Here is a 20,415-nt window from a genome sequence, read left to right as displayed (position 1 = left end):
CCGGCCGGGACAACGTCCCGGGACAGGGCCGGGCCACCGGCACCGAGGCCGGTCGCGCCGAGGCCTCGACCGGGCGCCCCCGCGCCGGTCACGCCTCCGGCAGCCCGTCGACCCCGGCCCGATGCCCCTCCGGCGCCGGCCGGTCGCGGCGAAGCGCCAGCCGCATCCGGGCGAGCGCCCGGCTCGCGCGGGGCCGGTGGTGTCCGTGCACGCGCGGGTCGTCGGTCACGTCGTACCGTCGCACATAGGCGCCGAGGAACGCCTGGAGCGTCGCGACCGCCGGGATCGCGATCAGCGCGCCGACCGCCCCCAGCAGCGCCGTTCCCGCCACCACCGAGCCGAAGGCGACCGCCGGGTGGATGTCCACCGTCTTGGCGGTCAGCTTGGGCTGCAGCATGTAGTTCTCGAACTGCTGGTAGACCACGACGAACCCGAGCACCCACAGGGCGTACCAGGGGTTCTCGGTGAACGCGATCAGCATCGGCAGGGCGCCCGCGAGGTAGGTGCCGATCGTCGGGATGAACTGCGAGACCAGGCCGACCCACACCGCGAGCGCGGGAGCGTACGGCACCCCCAGGATCTCCAGGAGGACGAAGTGCGAAGCGCCGGAGATCAGCGCCATCAGTCCGCGTGAGTACAGATATCCGCCGGTCTTGTCGACCGCGATCTCCCAGGCGCGCAGCACCTCGGTCTGCTTGGCCGGCGGCAGGACGGAGCACAGGGCGCGGCGCAGCCGCGGACCGTCGGCCGCGAAGTAGAACGAGAACAGGAAGATCGTCAGCAGCTTGAACAGCCCGCCCAGTACGGTCGCCGAGATGTCGAGCACTCCGCTGGCACTGTTCTGCACGTACTTTCGCAGCCAGTCGGAGCGCAGCAGGCTGTCCTGCACCTCCACCCGGGACAGCTCGGTGCGGAAGGTGCCGTTGATCCAGCGGATGACGGAGTCGATGTACTTGGGGAGGTCCTCGACCATGTCGATGATCTGGCCGGCCAGCAGCGAGCCGAGCAGCACGACGAACCCCATCCCGGCCACCAGGACCGCGAAGAAGACCAGGAAGGTGGCGAGCCCTCGACGTATGCCGCGCGCGGCCATGCGGCCCACCGCGGGTTCCACGGCGAGCGCCAGGAAGAACGCGATCAGGATGTTGATCAGCAGCCCGATGAGCTGGTGGAAGGCCCAGCTCCCGAGCTGGAAACAGGCGTAGAGGGCGAGCGCCAGCACCATGGCGCGCGGCAGCCAGCGCGGCATGCGAACAGCGCCGCCGTTCCCGTTCACCGCCGTCGGCGGGAGCGCGCCCGGCGGTGTGGTGGAGGCGGCGACGTCCTGCGCGGTCACGTCTGCGGAGGTCTCGTCCTGGGTGTTGCTGTCGGTCCGGTCCACCGGCCAAGTGTCGCGTACGCCGACGGCAGGGACTGCCTGCCCCGGGTGTCAGCGCTTGTCAGCGGGGATGTTCATGGCGGCGCAGACAGCGCGCCATACGTCCTTCGCCTCCCAGCCCGCCGCAAGGGCCTGGTGGACCGTGCGGCCGCCCAGTTCGGCCATCACATGATCACGCGCGAACGAGTCGGCGTAGGTGGCGCCGAAGTGATCGGCCATCCGCTCCCAGAAAATCGTCAACCGCATGACTCCAGTATCCCGCCCCCTGAGAGTGCAGCCCCGCCCGTCGGGCTTGCCGAAAGCCCTTTCCGCCCTACGGTCGGAACATGGCTGGAACCGGAGCAACCAACGAGACACCGCTCGCGTCTCCACTCGCCCGCGCCGAGCGCTTCATCTGGCTGACCGCCCGTGTCCTCGAGGAGCGGCGGTTCGCGTACCACTTCCTCGGCGGCGGCTCGGACGCCGTCGAGACGGCTCTGGCCGCGTACCTCAACGAGGACGGCGGCTACGGCCACGCGCTCGAACCCGATCTGCGCGGCCCCGTCAGCCAGCCCCTGCACACGGCGCACGCCCTGCGGGTGCTGGACTCCATCGGCCGCTGCGGCGGTCTGCGTGTGGAGCGGATGTGCCGCTACTTCACCCAGGTGTCGACGCCGGACGGCGCGCTGCCCGCCATCCACCCGTCGCAGCGCGGATATCCGGCCGCCCCGTTCCTCCCGATCGTCGACAACCCGCCGAGTGAACTGCTCGCCACAGGCCCGGTCGTCGGTCTGCTGCACCGCAATCAGGTATGGCACGCCTGGCTGTTCCGGGCCACTGACTTCTGCTGGGCGGCCGTGGACGCCCTCGACAAGTCCCATCCGTACGAGATCGAGGCGGCGGTCGCGTTCCTGGACAGCGCGCCGGACCGCTCCCGCGCCGAGGCCACCGCGGACCGGCTCGGCCGGATGGTCCGCGAACAGCGGCTGGTCGCCCTCGATCCGCGGCGGCTGGACGACCAGCCCGTGGCCCCGGGGTACGCCCCCGGCGAACACCACTTCCCGCACCACTACGCCCCCACTCCGGCGTCCCTCGCCCGTCGCTGGTTCACGGACGAGGAGATGGCCGGCTCACTGGATCACCTGGTGGCGCAGCAGGAGCCGGACGGCGGCTGGCCGATCACCTATCGCGCGTGGGCGCCTGGGACGGCCTTGGAAGCCCGGCCGCTGGCGACCATCGAGGCGTTGCGGACGCTCCAGGCGTACGGCCGTCCGATCGGCTGACCCGCCGCCGACGCCCGACCCTGCCACTGCCCGGCGCCAGACCTTGCCTGGCGCCGGGCCCACGCGTGCGTGACCGCTGACACCTGGTCGCCGGCGAGATGGCGGCGTTCCCCGACGACTCACGCGCGCACGGCCGCAGTCGCGTCCCTGCCAGGAGCCTCCCCGGACCGAGTACGGGTCCCCACGCGCGCGTGGGGACCATAGGGCGACGTGCGATGAGGGGGCGCTCCCCGGAAAGATCCCTATTCACGCGCGCGTGGCCATCAGCCCCCGAGCGCGCGTACGCCCGCCGTGACCGCCACGGCCGCCCCGACGACGACCAGGAAGGGCGCGCGCAGCAGCAGTGCCACGGCGGCGGCTCCGAGTCCGGCCGCCCGGGCGTCGAGGGCGAGCGCGTCACCAACGCTGAAGGTCTGCTGCGCCGTCAGTGCGGCGAGCAGGGCGACGGGCAGCAGCGCGGCCAGCCGCCGCACGAGCGGACGTTCCAGGGTGTCGGCCGGTACGAGGAGGCCGACGAGTTTGACGAGGTAGCAGCCGACGGCGGTCGCCGCGATCGCGATCCAGATGCTCAACGGTCCTCTCCCTTTCCCTTCTGCGGGGCCTTTCCCGTGTCCGGGGCCCTCGTACGGCCCGTCACCGGGGCCCTCTTACGGCCTGTCCCTCCTGCCCCGTCCGCGTCGTGCCCGCGGCTCGTCGCGTCCGCGTGCCGGGCGGTGTCCCTTTTCCCGCCGATGGCACGGCCCTTGAGCCACAGCACGGCGGGCGCGGCGAGCGCCGCCACCAGCACCGGCACTCCGGCGGGCAGGACCGGCAGGAAGCCGAGTCCGAGCACCACCGCGAGCCCGGCCACGGCCCGCTCGGTGGCCGTGCGGAGCATGGGAGCGAGCAGGGCGAGGAAGACGGCGGGCCCGGCCGCGTCCAGTCCCCACGCGTCGGTGTCACCGATCGCCTCCGCGCCCAGTGCTCCGAGGAGCGTGGTCAGGTTCCACAGCACGTAGAGCGTGAGCCCGGTGACCGTGAAGCCGATGCGCACGCTGCGCCGCGTGGGCTGGGCGAGCGCGACGGCGGTGGTCTCGTCGATGACCCAGTGGGCCGCCAGCGGCCGTACGAAACGGGGCAGGGCGAGCAGCTGCGACAGCCGAAGCCCGTAGAAGGCGTTGCGTACACCCAGGAAGAACGCGCCCGCCGCGGCGGCGAACGGGTTGCCGCCCGCCGCGATGGCCCCGACGAGCGCGAACTGCGAGGCGCCGGTGAACACCAGCAGGCTGAGCGCACAAGTCTGCAGGAGGGTGAGACCGGAGCCCGCCGACGTCACGCCGAAGGCGAATCCGGACAGGCCGACGGCGATCCCGACGCCGAGGGCGTCACGGACGACGGCCGAGTCCGGTTTGGTCGCCTCACGCGGCCCCGGCACCGGTGCCTCTCGGGTGGGTATCTCTGGGTGAGCTGTCTGTTCTGCCACGCGGGGGACGTTACGCAAGGGCGCCGTGGGACGTCTTGTACGTTCTTGCGCTTCTGTGCACCAAGGCCGCGGTGGCTGGAGACGTCCAGGGACGAGCGTCGAGCGGGTCGCGACGCTGGTGACGTCCGGGGCGGTGTGGGCGGCTGTAGGCAGCGTTTGAGCTCTTGCTCAGGCAGCTGCAGCCACTGCCGTATCAGGCGAGTTGGACGGTCGCCTCGTAGCGGACGGCGAGTCTCTCGTAGGGCGTGGCCCTGCCGCCGGCCTGTTTCAGCAGTCCGATCCGACATTCGATCTTGTGGTGGCGTTTGTACCGCTCACGGTCGGAGCTGGGCGGTCTGCGCGCCCGAGCCGAGCCCCGGGCCGACACGACGTGCGGCCTGGTCGCGTTTCTCCGGGAGGTGCGGGGTCTGCTGTCGGCATGGGTGGCGCGGATCTTCCGCACATTAGGCGCGCAACGGGTTGGGGGGTGTGGTGCTGCCACCGGCACGGGAGGTGTGACGCGGCGGCAGCACCGAGGTGCATCAACGGGCAGGGTCGAGAAGGACCTTGCGGACGCCGTCGGCGCGGCTGTTGAACAGTTCGTACGCGGCAGGGCCCTCGGCGAGGGTGAAGCGGTGGGAGACCACGACCTCCGGGGTGATCCGGCCGGCTTGGGCGAGGGCGATCAGGGCAGGGAGTTCGTAGTGGACCGAACACAGTCCGATGGCGAACTCCAGCTCCTTGACCTGAGCCAGTCCCATGTGGAAGGGAAAGGCCTTGTTCTGGCTGACCCCGATGACGCTGACCCGTCCAGCCTGCCGGACGGCTTTGAGGGCGAGTTCGATGGTGGCGTCCGAGCCCACGGCCTCTATCACGGCATCCGGACCGCGTCCTGCGGTCATCTCCCGTACGGCCGTCCGTGCGTCCTCGCCCTCGACCGGCTCGACGCCCAGGGTGGCGGCGAAGGCACGGCGCTCCGCGACCAGGTCCGCGCCCAGCACACGGGCGGCGCCCATCGCGAAGGCGGACTGGGCGGCCATGAGGCCGACCGGGCCGAGGCCGATGACCAGGACGGTCTCGCCGGGCTGGATACGGGCGCGGCGGCACCCGTACCAGGCCGTCGGGGCGTTGTCCGTGAGGACCACGGCGGCCTCGTCGGAGATGCCCTCGGGCAGGTGCACCAGGTTGATGTCGGCGTAGGGCACCGCGAGGGCCTGGGCCTGACTGCCCGGGAGCTGCGGGCTCACGCCGTAGCAGAGGTCCGTCATGGTCTTGGCGCGCTCGCACCGGGCGGTGAACCCGGCCGCACAGGTCCGGCACAGGGTGCAGCCGACCGAGGCGGGAACCAGCACCCGGTCGCCGGGCTTGAAGCGGGTGACCTGGTCGCCGGTGTCGACGACCACGCCGACGCACTCGTGTCCCGGGGTGTAGCCCAGTTCCGGGCTGAACGAGTTGCCGCTGTAGATGTGCAGGTCGCTGCCGCAGATACCGGCCGTGGTGACCTGGACGACGGCATCGGTGGGGCTGGTGACGGCTGGGTCGGGGACATCCCCGTATCGAATGTCATGGCGGCCGTGGTAGGTCAGTGCCTTCACCGGATTCCTCTCCCCTCTGCCCTACTCGTCCGCGACCTTGAGCACCAGCTTGCCGTGGTTCTCACCGCGGAACAGGCGCATCAGGGTCTCAGGGAACGCCGCCACCCCACCTGGTACGACGTCCTCCAGCGCACGCAGCCGGCCCTCCGCCTGCCACGTGACGAGCTGTGCGATTCCCTCGGCGTAGCGTTCCGCGTAGTCGAACACCACCATGCCGGTCATGGAGGCGCGGTTGACCAGCAGCGACATGTAGTTGCCGGGGCCCTTCGTCTCCGTGCTGTTGTACTGGGAGACCGCGCCGCATATGACGACGCGGGCGCCGCGCGCCAGCCGGAGCAGCACGGCGTCCAGGACGTCGCCGCCGACGTTGTCGAAGTACACGTCGACGCCGTCGGGGGCATGCTCGCGCAGCGCCTTGCGGACGTCCTCGGTCTGGTAGTCGATCGCGGCGTCGAACCCGAACTCATCGACCACCAGTCGGCACTTGCGCTCGCCACCGGCGATGCCGATGACCCGGCAGCCCAGGATCTTGGCGATCTGGCCGACGACGCTGCCGACCGCCCCGGCCGCCCCGGAGACCACGACGGTCTGGCCCGGCTCGGGACGTCCGATGTCGATCAGGCCGAAGTAGGCCGTCAGGCCCGACATGCCGAGCGTGCCGAGATACGTCGGCAGCGGGGCCGTCTCCGGGTCGACCTTGGTGACGCCGCGCCCGTCCGACAGGCAGTACTCCTGCACGCCGAATGTGCCCGACACATGGTCGCCGACCGCGAAGCCGGGGTGCCGGGAGGCGATCACCCGTCCCACCGCGCCGGCGCGCATCACCTCGCCGATCTCCACCGGGCGGATGTAGGACCTGCCCGCGTTCATCCAGCCGCGCATCGCCGGATCGATCGACAGGTAGAGCACCTGTACCAGGAACTCCCCGTCGCCCGGTTCACCGACCGGCTCCTCGACGTGCTTCCAGTCTGTGGGCTGTGGCTCGCCCACCGGACGGGCGGCCAGGCGCACCTGGTGGTTGACGTTGGTCATCTCCGGCGGCTCCTGCGATCGGCGGTGGATCGGGCCTGCGGCGCAGCCGGCAGGCTGCTCGTCGCCGCGTACTACTCAGGCACGGGACATACCGGCTGGTCGGTACGTCGTTGGTGAGCGTACGGTGCCGTCCCGCTGGGGGCAAGGGGGTCCCGGTGCGACGTACGACGCCTACGTACGACGCCGACCCAGGGCCCGCCCGCGCCCCGGACCGCGCGCCCGCTGCGGTGGCCGCGCACTCGGAGACCGCGCCGCGGGGGCGCGTCCCCTCCGCGTTTGAATCGGCCGCCAAGTGCTCACACGTCGAAGGCCGTTGCCGGCGGACCGGTCGATCGCGACTGGAGCCATCGCCGCGCGGTGGTCGCTCTCCGCGGCCCGCTGCCCGCTGCCCGCTGCAGTGCAACATCCGCACTGGCGGCCCGCGTAGAAAAGCACCCGGGCGAGCTTCGTGAACAGGGTCCGGATCGGGCTGCGTTTTCACGTCCGACGTGCTTCTCTGCACCTCACGCGAAAGAGTGCACGGGTGGATTGAGCGGAGTGCTGGGTGAGCCAGGGCTTCCGGCTGGCCTCGATCTTGCCAAGCAGTCGCATGAGCAGGTCGGCAAGGCACGACCTCGGCGGCTTCCGTGGATCGGTGCAGTCGAGGCGGCGGTGACTCGCCTAGTACGTGCGCTGCGATCAACGAGCAGACTTGGGGCGGACAACGGTGCGCTCACGCCGGTAGGCCCCCGGCGGCACGCCCACGATCCTGGTGAAGTGGCGGTTCAGGTGGGGCTGATCGGCGAAGCCGACGGCGACGGCAGCCTCGGCCGGTGCCGTCCCGGCCTCCAGGAGATGGCGGGCGCGGCGCACGCGCGCGTCTGTCAGCCAGGTGTGCGGCGGCAGACCGTACGCGGCCTTGAAGGCGCGCAGGAGCGCGAAGGGACTGGTGCCGAGCTCCTGCGCGAGCTCCTCCAGCGACGGCGGATCGGCCATCCGCTCCTCAAGAAGCTGTCTGGCCAGCGCCGCCGTACGGGCTCCCGACGCGAGCGGCGGACGGGCGGGCAGTGAACGCCCGTGGCGGCGCAGCAGCCGCGCGACCGTGATGCGCAGCACACTGTCGGCGGCGAGCGCGTTGCCCTCTTCAGCGGCACGGTGCACCTCGTGGACCAGGCGGGCGGTGTCCGGGTCCTCGACGATCGTCTCGGCGAATCCGGCGGTGCCGCGCAGCGTGGTCACGTCCTCGGCGATCGTCGCGACAAGCCCGGAAGACGGGTAGAGGGTCGAGTACACCCAGCCCTCCGGCGCCCCCGCCCTCGCCGAATGCGGCACTTCCGGATTGATCATGACTACGGTGCCCGGCCTGGCCTGGATCGTCCCCTCCGGCATGAGCACGTCCTCGATACCCCGACGTACGGCGCCGAGCACGAAGCCCTCGTGCGTGTGCCGGGTGAACGAGTGACGCACATAACGGGCACGCAGCAGGTCCAGACCGGGTACACCGGGGTGCTGCCAGTGCCGCGCCCACTCGTCCTTCCGGTCAGGTGCCGCGTCGCTCTCCATGCAGCAATTCTGCGCCCGGCCCAGCGTCCGCGACCTGCCCGTCCGCCTCGTGGACACGCGTTGTCAGTGGTCGGGTGCACGATGGGGGGCATGGCCAGGACTGCGCTCGACTCCTTCTCCCCCGCGACCCGAGGCTGGTTCACGGGGGCGTTCAGCGCGCCCACTGCCGCGCAGGAGGGAGCCTGGAGGGCCATCGGTGAGGGCGCGGACGTTCTGGTGGTGGCGCCCACCGGCTCCGGCAAGACGCTGGCCGCCTTCCTCGCCGCCCTCGACCGGCTCACGTCCACACCGCCCCCGGCGGAGACCAAGAAGCGCTGCCGTGTGCTGTACGTGTCCCCGCTCAAGGCGCTGGCGGTCGACGTCGAGCGCAATCTGCGCAGCCCGCTCACCGGGATCCGGCACGAGTCGGTGCGGCTGGGCCTGCCCGAGCCCGAGGTGCGGGTCGGCATCCGGTCCGGCGACACCCCGGCCGCCGAGCGCCGTGCGCTGGTCTCCAGGCCCCCGGACATCCTGATCACCACGCCCGAGTCGCTGTTCCTGATGCTCACCTCCTCCGCGCGGGACGCCCTGGCGGGTGTCGAGACCGTCATCCTCGACGAGGTCCACGCGGTGGCCGGCACCAAGCGCGGCGCGCACGTCGCCCTGTCGCTGGAGCGTCTGGACGAGCTGCTGCCGCGCCCGGCGCGCAGGATCGGCCTGTCGGCCACGGTCCGGCCGGTCGACGAAGTGGCCCGGTACCTGTCGCCGCAGCGCAGGGTGGAGATCGTCCAGCCGCCTTCCGGCAAGGAGTTCGACCTCTCGGTCGTCGTCCCCGTCGAGGACCTGGGGGAGCTCGGCGGCTCGCCCGCCGCGGACGCGTCCGAGGGTCCCGGCGAGAAGCCCTCGATCTGGCCACACGTCGAGGAGCGGATCGCCGACCTCGTCCAGGCCCACCGCTCCACGATCGTGTTCGCCAACTCCCGCCGCCTCGCGGAGCGTCTGTGCAACCGCCTCAATGAGATCGCTTACGAGCGGGCGATGGGCGCTCCCCTGCCGGAGGAGGGGCCCCCGGCCGAGATCATGGCGCAGTCGGGGGCCGCTCAGGGCGCGCCCCCGCTCCTCGCCCGTGCCCACCACGGCTCGGTCTCCAAGGAGCAGCGCGCCCTGGTCGAGGAGGACCTCAAGGCGGGCCGGCTGCCCGCCGTCGTCGCCACCTCCAGCCTGGAGCTGGGCATCGACATGGGAGCGGTGGACCTAGTCGTCCAGGTGGAGTCACCCCCCTCGGTCGCCTCGGGTCTCCAGCGTGTCGGCCGGGCAGGGCACCAGGTCGGCGCTGTCTCGACAGGGGTCGTCTTCCCCAAGTACCGCGGCGATCTGGTGCAGGCGGCCGTCGTCACGGAGCGGATGCGCACCGGCTCCATCGAATCGCTGCGCGTCCCGGCCAATCCTCTGGACGTACTGGCCCAGCAGCTCGTGGCCATGGTGGCCATGGACACCTGGCAGTTCGACGACCTGCTGACGCTGGTCCGCCGTGCAGCACCGTTCGCCGCGCTGCCCGAGTCGGCGTTCACCGCTGTCCTGGACATGCTCGCGGGGCGTTATCCGTCGGACGCCTTCGCAGAACTGCGCCCGCGCGTGGTGTGGGACCGGGTCGCGGGCACGGTGACAGGCCGGCCGGGGGCGCAGCGGCTCGCCGTCACCTCCGGCGGCACCATCCCCGACCGGGGGCTCTTCGGCGTCTTCCTCGCCGGCGCCGATCCCAAGAAGGGCGGTGGCAGGGTCGGGGAGCTCGACGAGGAGATGGTGTACGAGTCCCGGGTCGGCGATGTCTTCACCCTGGGCACCACGTCCTGGCGGATCGAGGACATCACCCGGGACCGGGTGCTGGTCTCACCCGCCCCGGGTGTCCCCGGCCGCCTCCCCTTCTGGAAGGGGGACCAGCTTGGCCGCCCGCTGGAGCTGGGACGTGCCGTCGGCGCGTTCCTGCGCGAGGTCGGCGGGCTGGCGCCCGACGACGCCCGGCTGCGACTCCTGGCGGCGGGCCTGGACGCCTGGGCGGCGGACAACGTGTTGGCGTATCTCGACGAGCAGCGCCGGGCCTGCGGCCACGTCCCGGACGACCGCACGATCCTCGTGGAGCGGTTCCGGGACGAGCTGGGCGACTGGCGTGTGGTGATCCACTCACCGTTCGGCGCGCAGGTCCACGCGCCGTGGGCACTGGCGCTCGGCGCCCGCCTCGCCGAGCGGTACGGCATGGACGCGCAGGTCATGCACGCCGACGACGGCATCGTCCTGCGCCTGCCCGACGCCGACCTGATGGGTCTCGACCTCCTCGATCAGGACCCGGTCCACGTCGACACGGCGTACGACAGCGAGCAGGCACCCGTCGGAGCCGCGGACACGGTCTTCGACAAGGGCGAGGTCAGCCAGGTCGTGACCGACCAGGTCGGCGGCTCCGCCCTGTTCGCCTCCCGGTTCCGGGAGTGCGCCGCGCGGGCGCTGCTGCTGCCGCGGCGCAATCCCGGCAAGCGCACACCCCTGTGGCAGCAGCGCCAGCGCGCGGCCCAACTGCTCCAGGTGGCGAGCGAGTTCGGCTCTTTCCCGATCGTCCTCGAAGCCGTCCGCGAATGCCTCCAGGACGTCTTCGACGTCCCAGGGCTGACCGAGCTCATGGGGGACATCGAGTCCCGCCGGGTCCGCCTGGTCGAGGTCACCACGCCCGAGCCCTCTCCGTTCGCCCGCTCCCTGCTGTTCGGCTACGTGGCCCAGTTCCTCTACGAGGGCGACTCACCGCTCGCCGAGCGGCGGGCGGCAGCCCTGTCGCTGGACTCCCGGCTGCTGGCCGAACTGCTGGGACAGGCGGAGCTGCGCGAGCTGCTCGACGCCGACGTGCTGAGCGAGCTGGAGCGGGAGCTGCAGTGGCTCACGGACGACCGTCGGGTCAAGGACGCGGAGGGTGTGGCGGATCTCCTGCGCGTACTCGGCCCCCTCACCGATGCCGAGCTCGCCGAGCGCGGTGGCGAGCCGGCCTGGCCCCTGGAGCTGGCGGCCTCGCGCCGCGCGATCCGCGTCCGCATCGCGGGCACCGACCACTGGGCCGCGGTCGAGGACGCGGGCCGACTGCGCGACGCCCTCGGCAGCGCGCTGCCCGTGGGTGTCCCCGAGGCGTTCACCGAGCCGGTCAAGGATCCCCTGGGCGATCTCCTCGCCCGCTTCGCACGGACGCACGGACCGTTCACCTCGGCCCAGGCAGCGGCCCGCTTCGGAATGGGCCCGGCCGTCACGGAAGGCGGTCTGGCACGGCTTGCCGCTTCGGGGCGCGTCGTGCAGGGCGAGTTCCACCCGTCGGGCATCGGCCAGGAATGGTGCGACGCGGCCGTGCTGCGCCGTCTGCGCCGCCGCTCCCTGGCCGCGCTCCGCCATGAGCTGGAGCCGGTCCCGCCCGCCGCGCTCGCCGCGTTCCTCCCCCAGTGGCAGCACATGGGCAGCAACCGGCTGCGCGGCATCGACGGCCTGGCCCGCGCCGTCGAGCAGCTCCAGGGCGCGGCTGTCCCGGCCTCCGCTCTGGAAAAACTGGTCCTCCCCTCCCGCGTCTCCCACTACAGCACCACGCTCCTCGACGAACTGACCACGACCGGCGAGGTGCTGTGGGCGGGCGCAGGCGCCCTGCCCGGCAAGGACGGCTGGGTCTCCCTCTATCTGGCCGACGCCGCTCCGCTCCTGCTCCCGCCCCCGCACCCGCTGGAGCTGACGGCCCTGCACGAGTCGGTGCTGACCGCCCTGTCCGGGGGGTACGGCCTGTTCTTCCGTCAGATCGCCGACCAGGTGCGCGCCACCACCCACCCCGACGTCGCCGATCCCCAACTCGCCGACGCGATCTGGGACCTGGCCTGGTCCGGCCGGCTCACCAACGACACTCTGGCGCCGCTGCGCGCCCTGCTCGGGTCGGGCCGCACGGCCGGTTCGACGGCGCATCGCGCCAAGCGCACGGTCCCCCGCGGCCGGTACGGCACCGTGTCGGTGGCGGCCCGGCCGGCCACCCGCTCCGGCCCCCCGACCGTGAGCGGCCGCTGGTCCCTCCTGCCCACCCCGGAGCCCGAGCCGACCCACCGGGCGCACGCTCTCGCCCGCACCCTGCTCGACCGCCATGGTGTGGTGACCCGCGGCGCGGTGGCCGCCGAGGGCGTGGAGGGCGGCTTCTCCGCCACGTACCGCGTTCTGTCGGCCTTCGAGGACAGCGGGCAGGCCCGCCGCGGCTATGTCGTCGAGGGCCTGGGAGCCGCCCAGTTCGCGATGGACGGCGCCGTCGACCGGCTGCGTGCCGCCTCCACCGCCCGGGACCGCGACGAGGGCCGGGCGGCACCCCGCGCGATGGTGCTGGCCGCCGCCGACCCGGCGAACGCGTATGGGGCGGCGCTTCCGTGGCCCGAGCCGCCCGACGGCGCCGGGCACAAGCCGGGCCGCAAGGCGGGCTCCCTCGTCGTCCTCGTCGACGGCGAGCTGACGCTCTACATGGAGCGCGGCGGCAAGACGCTGCTCTCCTGGGTGACGGACCCGCAGGCCCCGGCCCTGCATGCGGCGGCCGCCGCACTGGCCGCCGCGGCCCGCGAGGGCGCGCTGGGGACGGTGACGGTGGAGCGGGCCAACGGCTCGCCTGCACTGACCTCGCCCCTGGGCGGTGTGCTGGAGACCGCCGGATTCCACGCCACACCGAGGGGCCTGCGCCTGCGGCCCTGACCCGAGCCCGGCCCGGCCCTCCTCGACCAGCCGGATGCCGCGGTCCACGCTCGTCTCGCCCGACCGGACGCCCGACGCCTGCGGACGCCACCCGGCGCTCGGACCGGCCGGGCACCCTCCACTCCGCCCGCCGACCGCCCGGGCACCCTCCACCATCGAGGCCGCCCACTGCCCTCCCAGCCGGCAGGGGGCCCAGGCCCCGCCCGCCAGTCCTCCGGGCGCCTCTCCTCCAGCCCCGGACCGGCCCATCAAGGCCGCCGACCGCCCTCCCAGCCAATCGGGCCCAGGCCCCGCCGCCGGACAGCGCGAGCATCCTCGACTCCGCCCGCCGGAAAGACGCCGCCCGTCGCCCGCCCGGGCCTCGTAGGCTCCCCCGCGAGCCCGCGCGAGCATCCTCACCCCGTCCGCCGGAAAGACGCCGGACCGCCCCCGCTGCCCTCCTGACCAGCCGGACGCCCCCTCCCGCGCCGTCGCGTCCGTCCGGCTGCGCCCCGACCAGCCGAGCCCAGGCCCGCCCGCCCGCCCCTCCCGACTTCGTCCCGCATCATGGATGCCATGCCCGAAGGAGACACCGTCTGGCTGGCCGCCCACCGCCTGCACCGCGCACTGGCCGACCGCGTGCTGACCCTGTCCGATCTGCGAGTGCCCCGGTTCGCCACCGCGGATCTCACCGGCCGCACCGTCCTGGACGTCACTCCGCGCGGCAAGCACCTCCTCACCCGCATCGAGGGCGGCCTCACCCTGCACTCGCACCTGCGGATGGACGGCTCCTGGCAGGTGTACGGCTCCGGTGAGCGCTGGCGCGGTGGCCCTGCGCACCAGATCCGTGCCGTCCTCGGCAACGAGGCCTACACGGCAGTCGGTTATCGCCTGCCCGTCCTGGAACTGCTCCCTACCGCGGACGAGGAGCAGGCCGTGGGGCATCTCGGCCCCGACCTGCTCGGCCCCGACTGGGATCCGCACACAGCGGTGGCCAACCTCCTCGCCGACCCTGCCCGCCCCCTCGGCGAGGCCCTGCTCGACCAGCGAAACCTCGCCGGCATCGGCAATGTCTACAAGTCCGAGCTGGCCTTCCTGGCCCGCGTGACGCCCTGGCTCCCCGTCGGCGAGCTGCCTGCGGACACGCTCGCCCGTCTCCTGGCCACCGCCCACCGGCTCCTGGACGCCAACAAGTCCCGCCCCGAACGTGTCACCACAGGCCGTCGCGGCCCCGGACAGCGGCTGTACGTCTACGGCCGCGAGGGCCGCCCCTGTCCCCGCTGCGGAACGCTCGTACGCAGGGCCGATCAAGGTGACGGGGGCCGTGATCGCCCCACCTACTGGTGCCCGGGCTGCCAATCGGGGCCCGTTGATTGACGGACCGTCAGATCGGTCGTACGGTCCGCCCATGGGCCTCTCGGCGTACGATCTCGGCGGCCGTACGGCGTTCGTCACCGGAGCCGCGGGCGGCATCGGACGCGCCTCGGCCGTCCTGCTCGCCGAAGCGGGGGCCGTCGTGCACTGCGCCGACATCGACGCACGGGGCCTCGACGAGACCCGGTCCCTGATCCGCAGCGGCGGCGGCACCGCCGTCACCCACACCGTCGACGTCACCGATCGGGTGGGGCTCAGGGCCGCGATCGGGAGCACGGACGGACTCGACATCGTGGCCGCAATCGCCGGGATCATGCACACCGGCACGGTGCTCGAGACGCGGGACGGGGATCTCGACCGCGTCCTGGCCGTCAACTTCAAGGGAGTGCTGTACACCTGTCAGGAGGCAGCCCGGGCCATGATCGACCGGGCCCGTCCGGGCAGCAGCGAACGCAGCTCGGCGGCCGTCCCTGCATCCGAGCGCCCCGCCGGCCGCGGCTCGATCGTCACCATGGCGTCCGGTGCCGTCGACTCGGCACAAGCGGGTCTGCTCTGCTACAGCGCGGCCAAGGCGGCGGTCGTCCAGCTCACCAGGACACTCGCGACCGAGCTCGGGCCGCACGGCATCCGCGTCAACGCCGTGGCCCCCGGCTGGATCCGCACCCCCATGACCGACCGTCATGACGCCGAGCAGCAGCGCCGGGCAGAGGCTGCGCTCATCAGGGCGTCCCCGCTGGGCCGCGTCGGCGAAGCGGAGGACATCGCCCACGCGGTCCTTCATCTCGCCTCCGACGCCTCGTCGTTCACGACGGGTCAGATATTCCGTCCGAACGGCGGCGTCGTGATGCCCTGGTGACGCCGCGGGACGCCGACACATGTACCGGCAGCAGGCTCAGCCCCCAACCACCCGCCGCCACCGCCCCCTCCAGGACGCCCGCCTGTTCCGGCACGAGCGCCAGACGCAGGACGGCCCACCACCACACCGCGCCCGCCACGAGACCGAGCAGTGCGACGGGCACGAGAACCGCTGTGCGTATCGCCATGCCGCCTCCTTGGAACCGTCCACGGTAGTGCGGCGGATCCGGTCGCCGGGAGGGGCGCACGGTTGGCAGCCCCGGCGCTCGAACGTCCTTGTCCACCCGGCCGATCGGCACCCCGGCATGGCCCCCTCGCGAAACGCCACCCCCTTCAAGCGTCCGTCGCCCGGCACCGGGAACTGCCCGCGCACGACCACCGGTCAGGCGGACTCCGCCTGGAACATCCACGCGTGCTTCTCGAGGTCGGCCGTCACCCCGATCAGAATGTCCTGGGTCACGGGGTCCGGCTTCTCCGTCGCATCGATGCGTTCCCGCATCCGGACGATGACCGCGCCCAGTGCGTCGACCAGCGTCCGCACCACGTCCACGTCCTTGATCCAGCCCTCCGGCACGGACGCGATCGCGCTCTGCGCGGCCACCGTGGCGGCCCGCCCGTCCGGCGTCACACCGATCGCCGCCGAGCGCTCGGCCACTGTGTCGGAGTGCTGGCGCGCGGTGGCGACGACTTCGTCGAGCTGGAGGTGGACGGACCTGAACCGTGGCCCGACCACGTTCCAGTGGACCTGCTTGGCCACCAGGGCGAGATCGATCAGGTCGACCAGTGCGCCCCTCAGCGCGTCACCGACCGTCTTGAGGTCCGCCTCGGACAGAGGGCTCTTCACGACAGACATGCGCGTCCTCCCTTGGGATGCCGACTACGCTCCACAATCGCACAACTACACAAAAGGGTCATTCGGGAACAAGAAGAAGGCCCCGACCAGTACTCGCGTACCACTCGGGACCTGCCTCAAACCCAGCCGTGCAGTGCCTTACGGATCAGGCGGCGACGACGTCGACCGCTTCCGTGGGCGCCTTGATCGTCACCCGCTCCGTCGGCACACCTGCCACCGACGTCACGGAGACGGAGTTGAGCATCGGGCGTACCGGCGCGGGCACCGGTTCGGTGGCGGCTGCCGACTCGGCCAGTTCGGCCAGAGACAGCTCGTCGCTCACCTCGCGCATGAGCTCGGACATCCGTACGTCAAGCGCGTCGCAGATGGCGGAGAGCAGCTCGGAGGATGCCTCCTTCTGCCCCCGCTCCACCTCGGAGAGATAGCCGAGCGAAACTCGGGCGGACGAGGAGACTTCGCGCAGAGTACGGCCCTGGCGTTGGCGCTGCCGACGCAGCACGTCACCAAGCAGGCGACGGAGCAGAATCATCGGTGGCTCCCTCCTCGGACCGCGTAGCCGCATCCTTCACGCCCCACCGTACCGCCTTGCACGGCGGCCGTGCGGGGAGCGATGTCGTGTTCACTCAGGGCTGCAAACATCAAGTCCCCCCGTTCTGTTCCGTATCCTGTGTCCGCGCATTTCCGTGAAGTTCGTCAGAGAGCAGGTCGAGCACTCTGCGTACAGTCTCTCTACGGATTTCCTCCCGGTGGCCGTTCAACCGCAAAGCGGCCACTTTCCCGGCGCCGGAAGGTCCCGAAACGGCAACATAGACCGTGCCGACCGGCTGTCCGTCCTGCGGCTCGGGCCCCGCGACGCCGGTTGTGGCAATGCCCCACACGGCACCCAGCCGGCCCCGTACACCCGCCGCCATCTGCGCCGCGACCTCGCCGTCGACCGCGCCGCGGGCCGCCAGGAGAGCGCCGTCGACCCCCAGCAGATCCGTCTTGAGGGCGGTCGCATAGGCCGTCACGGACCCACGGAAGGACTGAGAGGCTCCTGGGACCTCCGTCAGCTGCGCGGCCACCAGACCGCCGGTGAGGGACTCGGCGACGGCAAGCGTCTCGCCACGCTGCGCGAGCAGCGCCAGCACGCGAGCCGCCGTGTTCACCGTTCCGCGCCCTCGGCATCGGACGCCGCCGCCCGGGCGGCCCGCTCCTCGGCGATCCCCTGGCGCCTCAGGACGATCGCCTGTCGCACGTAGTCCAGGCCGGTGACCACCGTCAGCACGACCGCGAGCGCCATCACCCAGAAGCGCATGGTCGCCAGCGGTCCGGTCAGCGCCAGCACGTACATCCCGACCGCCGTGCCCTGGGCGAGGGTCTTCATCTTGCCGCCGCGACTGGCCGGAATCACCCCGTGCCGGATCACCCAGAACCGCATGAGCGTGATCCCCAGCTCGCGGAAGAGAATGACGCCGGTCACCCACCACGGCAGCTCACCGAGAGCCGACAGGCAGATCAGCCCCGCCGCCATGATCGCCTTGTCGGCGATGGGGTCGGCGATCTTCCCGAAGTCGGTGACCAGGTTGTACGTGCGCGCCAGATGCCCGTCGAAGATGTCCGTGATCATGGCAACGGCAAACGCCGCCCAGGCCCAGGCGCGCCAGGCCGGGTCGTAGCCGCCATCCTGGAGCATCAGCACCACGAAGCCCGGCACCAGCACCAGGCGCACCATGGTCAGGATGTTGGCGATGTTCCAGAGGCTGGCCTGATTGACGGCCGCAGTGCCCAGCTTGCCGCCGGGCGCCGGCCTCCCGGAACCACCCGCCGCGGATGCCGGCACTCCGGTCATCTGCCCGCCTCCTCGCCAAGGCACTGGGCGACGAGGTCGACGCCCTCCGTGCCCACGACCTTCGCCTCGACCATGCGGCCGGGCACCAGGCCCTCGGGGGAGGTGAACAGCACCTGGCCGTCGGTCTCCGGCGCCTGGTGTGCGGCGCGGCCCACGGCCCCGTCCTCGTCGTCCACGGATTCGACCAGTACCTCGAGGGTCTCACCCATGCGCTCCTCGGCGCGCTGCGCCGTGAGCTCCTCGGCGAGTCTGGACAGGTGCGCAAGGCGCTCGGCGATGACGTCGGCGTCGAGCTTGTTGTCGTAGGAGACGGCCTCGGTGCCCTCCTCGTCGCTGTAGCCGAAGACACCGATGGCGTCGAGGCGGGCTTCGCCGAGGAAGCGCTCCAGCTCGGCGAAATCGGCCTCGCTCTCACCGGGGAAGCCGACGATGAAGTTGGACCGTACACCTGCCTGCGGGGCCTTGCCCCGGATGGTCTCCAGCAGCTCCCAGAAGCGCTCAGTGTCGCCGAAGCGGCGCATCGCGCGGAGCACGCCCGGGGCGGAGTGCTGGAAGGACAGGTCGAAGTACGGGGCGATCCCGGGCGTGGAGGTGAGCACGTCGATCAGGCCGGGGCGCATCTCGGCGGGCTGCAGGTAGCTCACACGCACGCGCTCGATGCCGTCGACGGCGGCCAGCTCGGGCAGCAGCGTCTCGAGGAGGCGGATGTCGCCGAGGTCCTTGCCGTACGAGGTGTTGTTCTCGGAGACCAGCATGATCTCCTTGACGCCCTGCTCGGCCAGCCAGCGCGTCTCGCCGAGCACATCGCTCGGGCGGCGCGAGATGAAGGAACCGCGGAAAGACGGGATGGCGCAGAAGGTGCACCGCCGGTCGCAGCCGGAGGCCAGCTTCACTGAGGCGACGGGGCTGGTGCCGAGGCGGCGGCGCAGCGGTGCGCGCGGGCCGGACACCGGCGCGACACCTTCCGGGAGGTCCTGCGGCGCCGGCGCGATGTCTCCGTGCCCGGGCAGGGCCACCTCGGTGTGCTGGCGCTCGACCGGGCTCAGCGGCAGCAGCTTGCGCCGGTCGCGCGGGGTGTGCGAGGCGTGGATCCCGCCGTTGAGGATGGTCTGGAGCCGGTCGGAGATGTCGGCGTAGTCGTCGAAGCCGAGCACGCCGTCCGCCTCGGGCAGCGCCTCGGCGAGCTCCTTGCCGTACCGCTCGGCCATGCAGCCGACGGCGACGACCGCCTGGGTGCGCCCGTGATCCTTGAGATCGTTGGCCTCCAGCAGGGCGTCGACGGAGTCCTTCTTGGCGGCTTCGACGAATCCACAGGTGTTGACGACGGCGACATCCGCGTCGGAGGCTTCCTCGACGAGCTCCCAGCCGTCCGCTGCCAAGCGGCCTGCGAGCTCCTCCGAGTCCACCTCGTTACGGGCGCAGCCGAGAGTGACAAGGGCGACGGTACGGCGTTCGGGCATGGACTCAAGACTACTTTGTCCCGGCCCGCCTCCCTGCCGCGAGGGTTCTCCCGTCCGTCGCCCGCTCGCCTTGCGCCCGTGGGCCGCCCGTCGCCGGGGCGCGGCCCCGCGCCCGGTCAGCCGGCCGCGGGGTCGCCCTTGGTGTAGGACAGCCGCTCGACGCCACCCATCTCGAAGTCGCCGTCGACCTTCTTGCCGTTGACGAACAGCTCGATCGCCCCCGCATTGCCGAGGATGAGATCGACGCGTTCGTCGTCCTGGAAGGTCTTGGACTCGCCCTTGAGCAGGGTGCCGTCGAAGAGCAGCTTGCCGTTGTGCGACTTGGCGGAGATCCAGCTCTTGTCGTGGGTGGCCGACAGCTTGACCGTGACCTTGTCCTTGGGCACTGCCGCGATGGCGCTGTCCGAGGGGTCGGGCTTGGGGTCGGCGGGCTTGGTCACCCCGGGCTTGGCCGGGCTGGGCTCGGCGGGCGCGGGCCCCTCGGCGACCTGGGTGTCCCTGCCGTCGCCGTCGCTGAAGAGCGTGAAGCCGGCGAAGCCGACCACGACGACGATGGCGGCGACCATGGCCGCGGTCCAGTTGGGCCGTCGTCGTTCGGGGCGGATACGTTCGGCTTCGAACAGCGGTGCGGCGAGCGTCGGCGACGGGCGTCCGCCGTGCTCGGCGTCGTACTGCTCGATCAGGGGTTCGGGGGCGAGCCCGACGGCGCGTGCGAGCGTGCGGATATGGCCGCGCGCGTACACATCGCCGCCGCAGCGGGAGAAGTCGTCCTCCTCGATCGCGTGCACGATAGGGATGCGCACCCGGGTGGAGGAGCTGACCTCGTCGACGGTCAGACCGGCGCCGACACGCGCCTGCTGCAGGGCGTGACCGATCGACGGCCGGTCGTCTTCTTCGACTGAAGGCCGGTTGTCTTCGGGGGAGTTGCCGATGGACACGGGGGCGCCTTTCGAGCGTGTAACCACCTGCTGGAGGTTCAGTCTATGGGTGGTACGAAAGGGTGGGGCAACCGGGCGCGAGACTTTGTACGCCATAGGAATGGCCGCTCTTTCCCAAGGCAGAACACCTTGCTGCTCCTCCCTCCAACTTGACGTACG

General features: G+C 71.8%; 18 protein-coding genes. 4 read left to right on the top strand and 14 right to left on the bottom strand.

The genetic code is table 11. The features are described from left to right. Positions 1 to 88 precede the first annotated feature (88 nt). Entirely contained in the window at positions 89 to 1,249 is a 1,161-nt protein-coding gene (locus J7E88_RS00155) for an AI-2E family transporter (protein ID WP_215176183.1), read from the bottom strand. A 180-nt stretch (positions 1,250 to 1,429) separates the two neighbouring features. Next, positions 1,430 to 1,624: a DUF3046 domain-containing protein gene (locus tag J7E88_RS00150; protein WP_215175953.1), complete on the bottom strand. Its 195-nt coding sequence runs from the start codon at positions 1,622 to 1,624 to the stop codon at positions 1,430 to 1,432. 80 nt (positions 1,625 to 1,704) lie between these two features. On the opposite strand from J7E88_RS00150, the gene J7E88_RS00145 reads away from it, so the two are divergent. Then, positions 1,705 to 2,640, top strand: coding sequence for a hypothetical protein (locus J7E88_RS00145; protein WP_215175951.1), 936 nt, complete (start codon positions 1,705 to 1,707; stop codon positions 2,638 to 2,640). 263 nt (positions 2,641 to 2,903) lie between these two features. Here J7E88_RS00145 and J7E88_RS00140 read toward each other — a convergent pair whose 3' ends face one another. The 5 genes from J7E88_RS00140 to J7E88_RS00120 form a co-directional block, all read right to left on the bottom strand. Further along, positions 2,904 to 3,212 (bottom strand): AzlD domain-containing protein, encoded by a 309-nt coding sequence (locus J7E88_RS00140; RefSeq protein ID WP_215175949.1) that lies wholly within the window; start codon positions 3,210 to 3,212, stop codon positions 2,904 to 2,906. Beyond that, entirely contained in the window at positions 3,209 to 4,102 is an 894-nt protein-coding gene (locus tag J7E88_RS00135; RefSeq protein ID WP_374196199.1) for an AzlC family ABC transporter permease, read from the bottom strand. Before J7E88_RS00135 ends, J7E88_RS00140 begins: the two co-directional genes overlap by 4 nt. A gap of 521 nt (positions 4,103 to 4,623) precedes the next feature. After that, positions 4,624 to 5,676 (bottom strand): alcohol dehydrogenase catalytic domain-containing protein, encoded by a 1,053-nt coding sequence (locus tag J7E88_RS36915; RefSeq protein ID WP_215175946.1) that lies wholly within the window; start codon positions 5,674 to 5,676, stop codon positions 4,624 to 4,626. 21 nt (positions 5,677 to 5,697) lie between these two features. After that, the gene (locus tag J7E88_RS00125; protein ID WP_215175944.1) at positions 5,698 to 6,708 is read right to left on the bottom strand and encodes an NADP-dependent oxidoreductase; all 1,011 of its coding nucleotides are present in this window, start codon (positions 6,706 to 6,708) and stop codon (positions 5,698 to 5,700) included. 678 nt (positions 6,709 to 7,386) lie between these two features. Further along, positions 7,387 to 8,250 (bottom strand): AraC family transcriptional regulator, encoded by an 864-nt coding sequence (locus tag J7E88_RS00120; protein WP_215175943.1) that lies wholly within the window; start codon positions 8,248 to 8,250, stop codon positions 7,387 to 7,389. Between the two features lie 90 nt (positions 8,251 to 8,340). Here J7E88_RS00120 and J7E88_RS00115 point away from each other — a divergent pair, with 90 nt between their 5' ends. The 3 genes from J7E88_RS00115 to J7E88_RS00105 all read left to right on the top strand — a co-directional run bounded on the left by J7E88_RS00115 (position 8,341) and on the right by J7E88_RS00105 (position 15,175). Next, positions 8,341 to 12,966: an ATP-dependent helicase gene (locus J7E88_RS00115; RefSeq protein WP_215175942.1), complete on the top strand. Its 4,626-nt coding sequence runs from the start codon at positions 8,341 to 8,343 to the stop codon at positions 12,964 to 12,966. Between the two features lie 555 nt (positions 12,967 to 13,521). Further along, a complete protein-coding gene (locus tag J7E88_RS00110; RefSeq protein WP_215175941.1) occupies positions 13,522 to 14,322 on the top strand; it encodes an Fpg/Nei family DNA glycosylase in 801 nt (266 codons plus the stop codon). A 31-nt stretch (positions 14,323 to 14,353) separates the two neighbouring features. After that, a complete protein-coding gene (locus tag J7E88_RS00105) occupies positions 14,354 to 15,175 on the top strand; it encodes an SDR family NAD(P)-dependent oxidoreductase (RefSeq protein WP_215175939.1) in 822 nt (273 codons plus the stop codon). Here the strand turns inward: J7E88_RS00105 and J7E88_RS00100 are convergent. From J7E88_RS00100 to J7E88_RS00070, 7 genes are all read right to left on the bottom strand, one after another. Next, positions 15,123 to 15,362, bottom strand: coding sequence for a hypothetical protein (locus tag J7E88_RS00100; protein WP_215175936.1), 240 nt, complete (start codon positions 15,360 to 15,362; stop codon positions 15,123 to 15,125). The two genes, J7E88_RS00105 and J7E88_RS00100, sit on opposite strands and share 53 nt — an antisense overlap. A 194-nt stretch (positions 15,363 to 15,556) precedes the next feature. Next, entirely contained in the window at positions 15,557 to 16,027 is a 471-nt protein-coding gene (locus tag J7E88_RS00095; RefSeq protein ID WP_215175935.1) for a Dps family protein, read from the bottom strand. A 145-nt stretch (positions 16,028 to 16,172) separates the two neighbouring features. Beyond that, complete coding sequence (locus J7E88_RS00090; protein ID WP_177151709.1) at positions 16,173 to 16,556, bottom strand: helix-turn-helix domain-containing protein; 384 nt, start codon at positions 16,554 to 16,556, stop codon at positions 16,173 to 16,175. Positions 16,557 to 16,665: 109 nt separating this feature from the next. Beyond that, positions 16,666 to 17,175: a CinA family protein gene (locus J7E88_RS00085; RefSeq protein ID WP_215175933.1), complete on the bottom strand. Its 510-nt coding sequence runs from the start codon at positions 17,173 to 17,175 to the stop codon at positions 16,666 to 16,668. Next, entirely contained in the window at positions 17,172 to 17,858 is a 687-nt protein-coding gene (pgsA, locus tag J7E88_RS00080; protein WP_215175931.1) for a CDP-diacylglycerol--glycerol-3-phosphate 3-phosphatidyltransferase, read from the bottom strand. Before pgsA ends, J7E88_RS00085 begins: the two co-directional genes overlap by 4 nt. Beyond that, positions 17,855 to 19,318 carry a 30S ribosomal protein S12 methylthiotransferase RimO gene (rimO, locus tag J7E88_RS00075; RefSeq protein WP_215175929.1) on the bottom strand — a complete coding sequence of 488 codons (1,464 nt, stop codon included), beginning with the start codon at positions 19,316 to 19,318 and terminating at the stop codon, positions 17,855 to 17,857. The genes pgsA and rimO overlap by 4 nt, the downstream gene beginning before the upstream one ends. Before the next feature lie 116 nt (positions 19,319 to 19,434). Further along, the gene (locus J7E88_RS00070; RefSeq protein WP_308307195.1) at positions 19,435 to 20,256 is read right to left on the bottom strand and encodes a helix-turn-helix domain-containing protein; all 822 of its coding nucleotides are present in this window, start codon (positions 20,254 to 20,256) and stop codon (positions 19,435 to 19,437) included. Between the last annotated feature and the right edge of the window lie 159 nt (positions 20,257 to 20,415).

Source organism: Streptomyces sp. ISL-10, assembly GCF_018614575.1.
Classification (GTDB): Bacteria; Actinomycetota; Actinomycetes; order Streptomycetales; family Streptomycetaceae; genus Streptomyces.
Note: the sequence above shows the minus strand (reverse complement) of the source record. Positions and strands in the feature narration are given on the sequence as shown.